Annotated in this window: 11 protein-coding genes; 2 read left to right on the plus strand and 9 right to left on the minus strand. The window is 58.7% G+C overall.

What is annotated here, in order from left to right; genetic code table 11:
• Together folB and folK are read left to right on the plus strand one after the other, a co-directional pair.
• Nucleotides 1–331: dihydroneopterin aldolase (folB, locus tag ACIP1X_RS25365; protein ID WP_400755641.1), on the plus strand; the 331-nt coding region annotated here is incomplete at its 5' end.
• Nucleotides 322–837, plus strand: coding sequence for a 2-amino-4-hydroxy-6-hydroxymethyldihydropteridine diphosphokinase (folK, locus tag ACIP1X_RS25370; protein ID WP_400650558.1), 516 nt, complete (start codon nt 322–324; stop codon nt 835–837). The genes folB and folK, both read left to right, overlap by 10 nt.
• A gap of 91 nt (nt 838–928) precedes the next feature.
• Here folK and ACIP1X_RS25375 read toward each other — a convergent pair whose 3' ends face one another.
• The 9 genes from ACIP1X_RS25375 to pdxA form a co-directional block, all read right to left on the minus strand.
• Entirely contained in the window at nt 929–2152 is a 1224-nt protein-coding gene (locus tag ACIP1X_RS25375; RefSeq protein WP_400755642.1) for a multifunctional CCA addition/repair protein, read from the minus strand.
• A gap of 63 nt (nt 2153–2215) precedes the next feature.
• Nucleotides 2216–3778, minus strand: coding sequence for a SpoVR family protein (locus ACIP1X_RS25380; RefSeq protein WP_053124404.1), 1563 nt, complete (start codon nt 3776–3778; stop codon nt 2216–2218).
• Entirely contained in the window at nt 3775–5046 is a 1272-nt protein-coding gene (locus ACIP1X_RS25385) for a YeaH/YhbH family protein (protein WP_053124403.1), read from the minus strand. Before ACIP1X_RS25385 ends, ACIP1X_RS25380 begins: the two co-directional genes overlap by 4 nt.
• Before the next feature lie 121 nt (nt 5047–5167).
• Complete coding sequence (locus ACIP1X_RS25390) at nt 5168–7090, minus strand: PrkA family serine protein kinase (RefSeq protein WP_007910115.1); 1923 nt, start codon at nt 7088–7090, stop codon at nt 5168–5170.
• A 297-nt stretch (nt 7091–7387) separates the two neighbouring features.
• Nucleotides 7388–7717: a thiosulfate sulfurtransferase GlpE gene (gene glpE, locus ACIP1X_RS25395; protein ID WP_008085194.1), complete on the minus strand. Its 330-nt coding sequence runs from the start codon at nt 7715–7717 to the stop codon at nt 7388–7390.
• A 33-nt stretch (nt 7718–7750) separates the two neighbouring features.
• A complete protein-coding gene (locus ACIP1X_RS25400) occupies nt 7751–8632 on the minus strand; it encodes a symmetrical bis(5'-nucleosyl)-tetraphosphatase (RefSeq protein ID WP_400755643.1) in 882 nt (293 codons plus the stop codon).
• Nucleotides 8632–9012 carry a Co2+/Mg2+ efflux protein ApaG gene (gene apaG, locus ACIP1X_RS25405; protein WP_016983136.1) on the minus strand — a complete coding sequence of 127 codons (381 nt, stop codon included), beginning with the start codon at nt 9010–9012 and terminating at the stop codon, nt 8632–8634. Before apaG ends, ACIP1X_RS25400 begins: the two co-directional genes overlap by 1 nt.
• A 112-nt stretch (nt 9013–9124) precedes the next feature.
• Nucleotides 9125–9943, minus strand: a complete 819-nt coding sequence (gene rsmA / locus ACIP1X_RS25410; RefSeq protein ID WP_400755644.1) for a 16S rRNA (adenine(1518)-N(6)/adenine(1519)-N(6))-dimethyltransferase RsmA — start codon at nt 9941–9943, stop codon at nt 9125–9127.
• The gene (pdxA, locus tag ACIP1X_RS25415) at nt 9940–10929 is read right to left on the minus strand and encodes a 4-hydroxythreonine-4-phosphate dehydrogenase PdxA (protein ID WP_400755645.1); all 990 of its coding nucleotides are present in this window, start codon (nt 10927–10929) and stop codon (nt 9940–9942) included. Before pdxA ends, rsmA begins: the two co-directional genes overlap by 4 nt.
• Nucleotides 10930–10935 lie beyond the last annotated feature (6 nt).

The following is a 10935-nucleotide window of genomic DNA, read 5'->3' on the forward strand; positions in this document are numbered from 1 at the left end:
GGAAGTCGATACCGTGATCGGTGCCTACGACTGGGAGCGCGGCATCCGCCAGTGCCTGCGTCTTGATCTGAGCTTCGCCTGGGACAATCGCCCGGCCGCCGCCGGTGACGACCTGACCCTGGCGCTCGACTATGCCAGCGTTTCCACACGGATTCAGGCCTTCGCCGAGCAAGCGCAGTTTCAACTGGTCGAGACGTTCGCCGAGCGTCTGATCGAAGTGCTGATGAGTGAATTCAACATCACTTGGGTACGCCTGAAGCTGACCAAGCCTGGCGCGGTACCGGCGGCCAAGGGCGGCGTGGGTGTGGAGATCGAGCGCGGATGTCGCTGACTCAGGTCTACCTCGGGCTCGGTAGCAATATCGAGCGCGAAACTCATTTGCGTGCAGGTCTCGACGCGTTGGCGACGTTTCTGGTGGATATCCGCTGTTCGGCGGTGTTCGAGAGCCAGCCAGTCGGAATCAAAAGCGGGCCGTTCTTCAATTTTGTGGTGTCGGCGTTTACCGATCTGCCGTTGATTGAACTGGATCGTCGCTTGAAGTTTATTGAGGCGGATAACGGTCGATATGCCCCGGATCGCAAGGGCTTGCCGCTGGATATCGACGTGCTGTTGTACGGCGATCTGGCGGGCAATTTCGACGGTCTGGTGTTGCCGCGTGCGGAAATTCTGAAAAATGCTTTTGTGTTGTGGCCGTTGTCGCTGATTGCGCCGGATCGCGTGCATCCGGGTGTGGGAAAAAGCTTCGCGACATTGTGGGCAGAGGCGCAGATTGATCAGGTGCTGGCGCCGGTCGGGTTTGAGTGGCGCGGGCAGCAGCTCACGCCTTCGGATCTTTAAAAGCAAAAGATCGCAGCCTGCGGCACCTCCTACAGAGAAACGCGTATTCCCATGTAGGAGCTGCCGAAGGCTGCGATCTTTTGATCTTGCTTCAAGCGTTCTCTTTGTACACTTTCAATGCCTTAAGCCGCTCACGCTTCAGCGCCTCACCCAACTCCGGCCCCGTGAATCCCTTCTCCAGCAACGGCTGCACCGCAACCTCCCGTGCAACCTTCGCCGCACCGCGCAAATAATCCGCTTGTGGATAACTTCTCTGCTGCAGCCCCTTGCGGCCCCGGGCATCCATTTCGCACGCAGCGATAAATTCTTCAAACCGCTGCGGCCGGCGATACACGTCAAAACTCTGCAACAAGTCCAGCAACGTCGAAGCCTTCAGCTCCAGCGCCCGGTGCCCATGGGTGTGGTATTTGCCAACCAGCAAGGCCAATTCCTGGCAATCCTTCGGCGCTTTAAAGCGTTCGTTGACCGCTTTGATCAGCTTCAGCCCGGTGTGCTCATGGGCGATATGCCGTGGCCATTCCTCTTCCGGTGTCAGGCCTTTACCAAGATCGTGCAGCAGACAGGCCCAGCGTACGGTCAGCGGTTGTTTGTGCAGCGCTGATTGCTCCAGCACGCTGAGCGTGTGCAGGCCGGTGTCGATTTCTGGGTGATGCGCCTCCGGTTGCGGCACGCCGAACAGCGCATCCACTTCCGGCATCAAGACTTTCAGCGCGCCGCAATCACGAAGCACCTGAATGAATACCTGTGGCTGGTCTTCCATCAGCGCGCGGGAGATTTCTTTCCAACTGCGCTCAGCGGTCAGTGCCTCCAGTTCACCGGACTTACTGAGTTGACGCATCAACTCAAGCGTTTCCGGCGCAACGCTAAAACCGAGCCCGGCATAACGCGCCGCAAAGCGGGCTACACGCAGGACACGCAGGGGATCTTCGGCGAACGCCGGGGATACGTGACGCAGGATTCGCGCTTCAAGATCGCGCTGACCGTGGTATGGATCGGTCAGATTTTGCTGATCGTCTTCAGCGATGGCGTTGATGGTCAGGTCGCGGCGAATCAGGTCTTCTTCAAGCGTCACTTCGGGACTGGCGTGAAAGGTGAAGCCGCCATAACCGCGACCGCTTTTACGTTCGGTGCGGGCGAGGGCGTACTCCTCGCCGGTTTTCGGATGAAGAAACACCGGGAAATCCGCGCCGACCGGACGAAACCCCTGCGCGAGCATTTCCTCGGTCGTGGCGCCGACCACCACTCGATCGACATCTGTAACCGGCAACCCCAGCAGGCGATCACGAACCGCGCCGCCAACCTTGAAAATCTGCATAAAAAACCTCCGTTAGCCCGACAGGATAACCCTTGCGCCGGACTTTCGGAGGCCAGAACCGTTTCAAAGATGAATGACGGCGAGGTCGAGCCGGCCGTAATCGCCTTCGCTGTGTTCACTGCGCGGCGGCACGTGATGGGTTTTCATGATCTGGTCGCCCTGCAGCGTTTCCAGATGAATATCGAAGCCCCACAAACGGTGCAGGTGTTTGAGCACCTCTTCAGTGGAATCGCCGAGCGGTTTACGGTCGTGCTGCTGGTGCCGCAGGGTCAGTGAGCGGTCGCCACGTCGATCGATGCTGTAAATCTGCACGTTCGGTTCACGGTTGCCGAGGTTGTATTGCGCGGCCAGGGTTTCGCGGATGATTCGGTAACCGGGCTCGTCATGGATCGCCGGCACCAGCAAATCGTCCTTCTGATCGTCATCCATGATGCTGAACAGTTTCAGATCGCGGATCACCTTCGGTGACAAATATTGCAGGATGAAGCTCTCGTCCTTGAAGCTGCTCATGGCGAATTTGATGGTCGACAGCCAGTCGCTCCCGGCGATGTCCGGGAACCAGTGGCGATCCTCTTCGGTAGGTTCCTCACACATGCGCCGGATGTCGCGGTACATGGCGAAACCCAATGCATACGGGTTGATGCCGCTGTAGTAAGGGCTGTCGAAACCTGGCTGGAACACTACGCTGGTGTGTGAGGTGAGGAACTCCATCATGAAACCGTCGGTGACCAGGCCCTCGTCGTACAGGTCGTTCATCAGCGTGTAGTGCCAGAACGTTGCCCAGCCTTCGTTCATCACCTGTGTCTGGCGCTGTGGATAAAAGTACTGGGCAATCTTGCGCACGATACGCACGATCTCGCGCTGCCAAGGCTCGAGCAATGGTGCGTGTTTCTCGATGAAGTAAAGAATGTTTTCCTGCGGCTCGGCCGGGAAGCGTGCGTTGTCCTTGTCGCTGTATTTGTCCGCGCCTTTGGGAATGGTGCGCCACAGATCGTTGATCTGCTTCTGCATGTGTTCTTCGCGATCCTTTTGCCGCCGGCGTTCTTCTTCGGCGGAAATAGGGTAGGGGCGTTTGTAGCGGTCGACACCGTAATTCATCAGCGCGTGGCAGGAGTCGAGCAAGTCCTCCACCGCGTCGATGCCGTGGCGCTCCTCGCACTGCATGATGTACTGCTTGGCGAACACCAGATAATCGATGATCGAGCTAGCGTCAGTCCAGGTGCGGAACAGGTAATTGCCCTTGAAGAAACTGTTGTGGCCATAGCACGCGTGCGCCACCACGAGCGCCTGCATGCAAATGGTGTTTTCTTCCATCAGGTAGGCGATGCACGGATCCGAGTTGATCACGATCTCGTACGCCAGGCCCATCTGCCCGCGACTGTAGGATTTTTCGGTGCTGAGGAAGTGTTTGCCGTAAGACCAGTGGTGATAACCCAGCGGCATGCCCACCGAGGCATAGGCGTCCATCATCTGCTCGGCGGTGATCACTTCGATCTGGTTGGGGTAGGTGTCCAGCGCATAGCCGGCCGCGATACGGGCGATTTCGCGGTCGTAGGTCTGGATCAGCTCGAACGTCCATTCAGAGCCGGTGGAAATGGGTTGGCGCTTCTGCTCTTTGGCGGTCATGTCACTAACCTGCGCTGGAAGAGTTCACGGAAGACCGGATAGATATCCCCGGCCGAGACCAGTTGCTGCTGGGCAAAAGTGTCAGAAAAGGCGTCGGCGATGCGTTCGTACTCGTACCACAAAGCCTGATGTTCGCGCGGGGTGATCTCCACGTAAGTGTAGTACTGCACAAACGGCATGATCTGGTTGATCAGGATGTCGCGGCAGATCGGCGAGTCATCGTTCCAGTTATCACCGTCGGAGGCCTGCGCCGCGTAGATGTTCCATTCGTTGCTCGGATAACGCTCGGCCATGATCTCTTGCATCAGTTTCAATGCACTGGAAACGATGGTGCCGCCGGTTTCCCGTGAATAGAAAAACTCTTCTTCGTCGACTTCGCGCGCGCTGGTGTGGTGACGGATGAACACCACGTCGATCTTGTCGTAGTTCCGCTTGAGGAACAGGTACAACAGGATGAAAAAGCGTTTGGCGATGTCCTTGGTCGCCTGGGTCATGGAGCCGGACACGTCCATCAGGCAGAACATCACGGCTTTCGAGCTGGGATTTGGTTGCTTGATCAGCAGGTTGTATTTCAGGTCGAAGGTGTCGAGGAACGGTACGCGATGAATGCGCGCGCTGAGTTTCTCGATTTCTGCTTCGAGCTCCTGAATATCGCCAAAGTTATCTGGCTCTTCGCGTTTCAGCCGCTCGAGTTCTGCTTTGGCTTCGCGCAGTTTCGCCCGGCTACTGCCAGACAAAGCAATGCGCCGCGCGTGGGCCGAACGCAGGGTGCGGATGATGTTGATCCGGGACGGGTTGCCTTCGTTACTGATGCCGGCGCGCACGGTTTTGAAAGTGTCGGTGCCGCTCAGGTTGCGTTTGACCAGGTTCGGCAGTTCGAGATCTTCGAACATGAATTCGAGAAACTCTTCCTGAGTGATCTGGAAGACGAACTCGTCCATGCCCTCGCCGGAATTGCCGGCCTTGCCCGGCCCACGTCCGCCGCCACCGCCCGGTGGCCGGGCGATGTGCTCGCCGGCAGTGAACTCCTTGTTGCCAGGATGAACCACGGTCTGCTTGCCGCCGCGGCCATGGTGAAGCACCGGTTCGTCGATGTCGCGACCGGGAATGCTGATCTGTTCGCCGTGTTCCATATCGGTAATGGAACGCCGGCTGACCGCCTCTTCGACAGCCTTTTTGATGTGATCACGGTAACGCCGCAGGAAGCGCTGGCGGTTTACCGTGCTCTTGTTCTTGCCATTCAAACGTCGGTCGATCACATAACTCATAGGAAGCCCTCCGGGCAGCTTCAAGTTGTGAGCTTCAAGCTGCAAGTAAAAGCAGGTTCCCGGGCATCAGTGGGTTACGCGCTTTGTTCTTGCAGCTCGTAGCTAGAAGCTTGCAGCTGCTTCACTGCGACTTCCGTACCCGCAGGTACCATTCGGAAAGAAGCCGTACCTGTTTGTCGGTGTAGCCGCGTTCGACCATTCGAGTGACGAAGTCGTTGTGCTTTTGCTGATCCTCCTTGCTGGCCTTGGCGTTGAAGCTGATGACCGGCAGCAGATCCTCGGTGTTCGAGAACATTTTCTTCTCGATGACCACGCGCAGTTTTTCGTAGCTGAGCCAGGTCGGATTCTTGCCGTTGTTGTTGGCCCGGGCGCGCAGGACGAAGTTGACGATTTCGTTGCGGAAATCCTTCGGATTGCTGATGCCGGCCGGTTTTTCGATTTTCTCCAGTTCTTCGTTCAGGGCGACGCGGTTGAGGATCTCGCCGGTTTCCGGATCGCGGTATTCCTGATCCTGAATCCAGAAGTCTGCGTACAGCACGTAGCGGTCAAAAATGTTCTGGCCGTACTCGCTGTAAGACTCGAGGTAAGCGGTCTGGATTTCCTTGCCGATGAATTCGATATAACGCGGTGCCAGGTATTCTTTCAGGTAGCGCAGATAGCGTTCGCGGGTTTCGGCCTGGAATTGTTCCTGTTCGATCTGCTGTTCCAGCACGTAGAGCAAGTGCACCGGGTTGGCGGCGATTTCATGCGGATCGAAGTTGAAGACCTTGGAGAGGATCTTGAACGCAAAGCGGGTCGACAGACCGTTCATGCCCTCATCAACGCCTGCCGAGTCGCGGTATTCCTGAATCGACTTGGCTTTCGGATCGGTGTCTTTGAGGTTTTCACCGTCGTAGACGCGCATCTTCGAATAAATGTTGGAGTTTTCCGGCTCCTTGAGACGTGACAGCACAGTGAACTGCGCGAGCATTTTCAGGGTGTCAGGCGCGCAATGCGCTTTGGCCAGAGAACTGTTGAACAGCAGTTTGTCGTAGATCTTCACTTCGTCGCTGACGCGCAGGCAATACGGCACTTTGACGATGTAGATCCGGTCGATGAACGCTTCGTTGTTCTTGTTGTTGCGGAAGGTGTGCCACTCCGATTCGTTGGAGTGGGCAAGCAGGATCCCGGTGAACGGAATCGCGCCGAGGCCTTCGGTACTGTTGTAGTTGCCTTCCTGAGTCGCGGTCAACAACGGGTGCAGCACCTTGATCGGCGCCTTGAACATTTCGACGAATTCCATCAGGCCCTGGTTGGCCCGGCACAGCGCACCGGAGTAGCTGTAGGCGTCGGCGTCGTTCTGTGGGTATTCCTCGAGTTTGCGAATGTCGACTTTACCGACCAGCGCCGAGATGTCCTGGTTGTTCTCGTCACCCGGTTCGGTCTTGGCCACAGCGATCTGGTTGAGGATCGACGGGTACAGTTTGACCACGCGGAACTGGCTGATGTCGCCGCCGAATTCGGCCAGACGTTTGGTCGCCCAGGGCGACATGATGGTGTTCAGGTAGCGCCGTGGAATACCGAAGTCTTCTTCGAGGATCGCGCCATCTTCGGTGGCGTTGAACAGACCCAAAGGAGATTCGAATACCGGCGAGCCCTTGATCGCGTAGAAGGGCACTTTCTCGATCAGCTGTTTCAGCTTCTCGGCCAGGGAGGATTTACCGCCACCGACGGGGCCGAGCAGGTAAAGGATTTGTTTCTTCTCTTCCAGGCCTTGGGCGGCATGGCGGAAATACGAAACGATCTGGTCGATGCATTCTTCCATCCCGTGGAAGTCTTCAAAGGCCGGATAGCGACGGATCACCTTGTTGGAGAAGATGCGTGACAGCCTCGAATTGGTCGAGGTGTCGAGCAGTTCCGGTTCGCCGATGGCCAGCAATAGACGCTCGGCAGCGGAAACGTAGGCGCTACGGTCTTTCTTGCACAGCTCCAGGTACTCTTGCAGCGAGAGTTCTTCCTGGCGTGTGGACTCGAAGCGTTGTTGGAAGTGGCTAAAGATACTCATGACGTCACCTCGCTCGATACGTGGAGCCGACGCCGGATCACTCAGTCGATGCTGGCAAACAACCGTTTTGGCAGCTGTTTGTTTACCCCCCAGAACACTTCCACGATCGACAATCGCGAAAGTCACTCCCGATGACCCGTGCGCCGGTGTACCGGCTCTCCCCTGTTTTGGATGGCCTGGGCTTAAGGATAGTTGGGAATTCAGGAGGTAAAGGCGAGATACGTAATTAGTTGTGGCAAGACCGTTCGTCTGCCCGCGCAGGCCCACGGCAGCCGGGGCCTGCGCGTGACAAAAAAATTATTCGGCGATGCCTTGCGCGGTTTCCGCAGGATAAGTCGTACGCCACAACTCGAAGCCGCCGTCCATGCTGTAGACGTCGGAAAAGCCTTGGCTGATCAGGTAGGCCGCAGCGCCCTGGCTGGAATTGCCGTGATAGCAGACGACCACGGTCGGTGCATCGAGGTCAGCGCCTTGAATGAAGGCGTGCAGGGAATGATTGTCCAGATGCTTCGAGCCGCTGATGTGCAGGGCAGCGAAAGTCGCCGGATCACGGACGTCGACGACGACGGCACCTTGCTCACGCAGGGCCTGGGCCTGTTCCGGGGGGATTCGTTTGAATTCGCTCATGGCGGGTTCCTGTTGCTCGGCTGAAAGCGCAGTTTAACGCGGTGCGTTGACTGGCGAAGTTTCGGGGATAAGTGGTGCGACGGTTGGCGCGAGACCACCGTGCTCATCGCATTTGCAGGACAGGCGTTCGCCGCTGTCGACGTTCATCAGGGTCAGGCTGCCGCCCCAGACACAACCGGTGTCCAGTGCCGAGATGCCTGGCTCATGGATATTGCCTTCAAGGGCCGCCCAGTGACCAAAGATGATGCGCAGGCCTTTGGTCTTGCGCTCTTTGTGCTGAAACCACGGTTTGTAGCCGGGCGGGGCAGTGTCGAGGCCTTCCTTGCTCTTGAGGTCGAGCTTGCCCTCGGCGGTGCAGAAACGCATGCGCGTGAAGTAGTTGGAGATCACGCGCAGGCGAGTCACGCCTTTGAGGTCGTTGTCCCATTTCGCCGGATCGTTGCCGTACATGCCGTCGAGGTAGGCGGGGAACAGGTTGTCGTCGCGCAGCGCTGTTTCGACTTCGTCCGCGCACTTCAAGGCGCGGCGCAGTGACCATTGCGGTGGAATGCCGGCGTGTACCATGGCGACATCACGCATTTCGTCGTAATGCATCAGCTTCTGCTGACGCACCCACTCAAGCAGTTCGGCACAGTCCGGTGCGTCGAGAATCTCGCGCAAGGTGTCGGACTTCTTCAAACGCTCGATATTTTTGGCGGCCGCCAGCAGATGCAGATCGTGATTGCCCAACACGCAGACCAGCGACTCGCGCATGCCGTACAGAAAGCGCAGGGTCTCCAGCGACTGCGGGCCTCGGTTGACCAGATCGCCGACCAGCCATAGCCGATCGAGCGTCGGGTCGAACGCGACTTGCTTGAGCAGACACTTCAGCGGTTCGAGGCAGCCTTGCAGGTCGCCGACGGCATAGGTTGCCATCAGTGCAAGGCCCCGGGCACCGCCAGGCGGAAAGGTTTGATGATCGCATCGAAATGTTTGCCGTCGTCGGCGACCATTTCATAAGTGCCCTGCATGGTGCCGACCTTGGTGGTCATCACCGTGCCGCTGCTGTAAGTGTGGCTCTGTCCGGCATTGATCAGCGGTTGCTGACCCACCACGCCAGCGCCGCGGACTTCTTCGACATGGCCGTCACCGTCGGTGATCACCCAGTGCCGCGACAGCAGTTTGGCCGGGATCGCGCCATTGTTCTGCACGGTGATGGTGTAGGCGAAGGCGAAACGGTCGTGCTCGGGTTGCGATTGGTCTGCCAGATAGCGGGTGACGACGCTGACATCGACCTGGTAACGGGAATCGGACATGCAAGGGGCCTTAACGAAGCGGAACGCGGGGCGTAGCTGATGGGGAATCAGTCTAGGCAAGTATCGGGCAGTAAACCAGAGTGGCGTCCTGCCCGATAGCGTTCATCGTATGTCAGTCGGCGGCGGGGGAGGCCGGGACTTGTACTGCGAGCTGGTCGGCCAGGCGCACGAATGCGGCCAGATCCAATTGCTCCGGACGCAGGCTGCCATCAACGCCAGCGGCTTCGATCTCGGCATTGCTGAGCAATTGTTTGAGGGTGTTGCGCAGAGTCTTGCGACGCTGGTTGAAGGCTTCGCGCACAACGCGCTCCAGCAACTTGTGATCCTTGGCCGGGTGCGGCAGCACGGCGTGCGGCACCAGACGAACGATCGCCGAATCTACTTTTGGCGGCGGGTTGAACGCGCCCGGGCCAACGTTGAACAGATGTTCGACGCGGCAGTGGTACTGAACCATGATCGACAGACGACCCCAGTCACCGCCGCCAGGGCCTGCGGCCAGACGCTCGACCACTTCTTTCTGCAGCATGAAGTGCATGTCGCGAATGATGCCGGCGTTGTTCAACAGGTGAAAAATCAGCGGCGTCGAAATGTTGTACGGCAGGTTACCTACCACCCGCAGGCTGTTCGGCGCGGCGTTTAGCGTGTTGAAGTCGAACTTCAGCGCATCGCCCTGGTGCAGGTTGAAATTGCTCTTGCCGGCGAACTGCTGGTTGAGGATCGGGATCAGATCCTTGTCCAGTTCCACCACGTCGAGCTGCCCGCCGGAGTTGAGCAGGCCGGCGGTCAGTGCGCCTTGGCCCGGGCCAATTTCCAGCAGACGATCGTCAGGCTTGGCGCTGATGGAGCGCAGGATGCAATCGATAACGCCGGCATCGTGCAGGAAGTTCTGGCCAAAGCGTTTGCGCGCCTTGTGTTGGTATTGCTCGGTCATAAACGGGTCTCGGCCATCTGGTAGGCGGTTTCCAGGGCGACTTGCAGGCTGCCGGTGTCGATCTTGCCGCTGCCGGCCAGATCCAGGGCAGTGCCGTGGTCGACCGATGTGCGGATGATCGGCAGACCCAGGGTCACGTTGACGGCAGCGCCGAAGCCTTTGTACTTAAGCACAGGCAGGCCCTGGTCGTGGTACATCGCCAGCACTGCGTCGCAGTGCTCCAGATATTTGGGGGTAAACAGAGTGTCGGCAGGCAGCGGGCCACGAAGGTCCATGCCCTCGCCGCGCAGGCGCTCTAATGTCGGTTCAATGATGTCGATTTCTTCATGGCCCAGGTGGCCGCCTTCACCGGCGTGCGGGTTGAGCCCGCAGACCAGGATGCGGGGCTGGGCGATGCCGAATTTGTTTTGCAGATCGCCGTGCAGAATTCGCGTGACCCGTTCCAGCCGCTCCGGCGTGATCGCATCGGCAATCTCGCGCAGGGGCAGGTGAGTGGTGACCAGTGCCACGCGCAAGCCGCGTGTTGCCAGCATCATCACAACCTGTGCGGTATGGGTCAGGTCAGCGAGAAACTCTGTGTGACCGGAGAACGCGATGCCCGATTCGTTGATCACGCCTTTGTGTACCGGGGCGGTGATCATCCCGGCGAAATCGCCGTTCAGGCAGCCGTTGCCGGCACGGGTCAGGGTTTCAAGGACGAAAGCAGCGTTGGCCTTGTCCAGTTGCCCGGCCACCACGGGGGCGCTGAGCGGGGTATCCCAGACGTACAGGCTGTTGGCGGGCGCCGGGGCGTCCGGCCAGTGATTCGGGCCGACATCCAGCAAGTTGACGGCCAGCCCCAGCTGCGCGGCCCGCTCATTGAGCAGGTCGCGGCTGGTGATGGCAATCAGGGGATGTGGCTGGGCTTGCGAGGCGAGCAGCAGGCACAGGTCGGGACCGATGCCGGCTGGTTCGCCGGGTGTCAGCGCGAAACGCTTGGGTTTCACTGCTCT

The sequence above is a fragment of the Pseudomonas sp. NPDC088885 genome (assembly GCF_044750025.1).
GTDB lineage: Bacteria > Pseudomonadota > Gammaproteobacteria > Pseudomonadales > Pseudomonadaceae > Aquipseudomonas > Aquipseudomonas rustica.

Bases quoted from the DNA above. Each gene is read 5' to 3' on its own strand.
- rsmA (WP_400755644.1), bottom strand. From the start codon at position 9,943: ATGACCGAGCAATACCAACACAAGGCGCGCAAACGCTTTGGCCAGAAC.
- glpE (WP_008085194.1), bottom strand. From the start codon at position 7,717: ATGAGCGAATTCAAACGAATCCCCCCGGAACAGGCCCAGGCCCTGCGT.
- ACIP1X_RS25400 (WP_400755643.1), bottom strand. From the start codon at position 8,632: ATGGCAACCTATGCCGTCGGCGACCTGCAAGGCTGCCTCGAACCGCTG.
- ACIP1X_RS25375 (WP_400755642.1), bottom strand. From the start codon at position 2,152: ATGCAGATTTTCAAGGTTGGCGGCGCGGTTCGTGATCGCCTGCTGGGG.
- apaG (WP_016983136.1), bottom strand. From the start codon at position 9,012: ATGTCCGATTCCCGTTACCAGGTCGATGTCAGCGTCGTCACCCGCTAT.
- folK (WP_400650558.1), top strand. From the start codon at position 322: ATGTCGCTGACTCAGGTCTACCTCGGGCTCGGTAGCAATATCGAGCGC.
- ACIP1X_RS25380 (WP_053124404.1), bottom strand. From the start codon at position 3,778: ATGACCGCCAAAGAGCAGAAGCGCCAACCCATTTCCACCGGCTCTGAA.
- ACIP1X_RS25385 (WP_053124403.1), bottom strand. From the start codon at position 5,046: ATGAGTTATGTGATCGACCGACGTTTGAATGGCAAGAACAAGAGCACG.
- ACIP1X_RS25390 (WP_007910115.1), bottom strand. From the start codon at position 7,090: ATGAGTATCTTTAGCCACTTCCAACAACGCTTCGAGTCCACACGCCAG.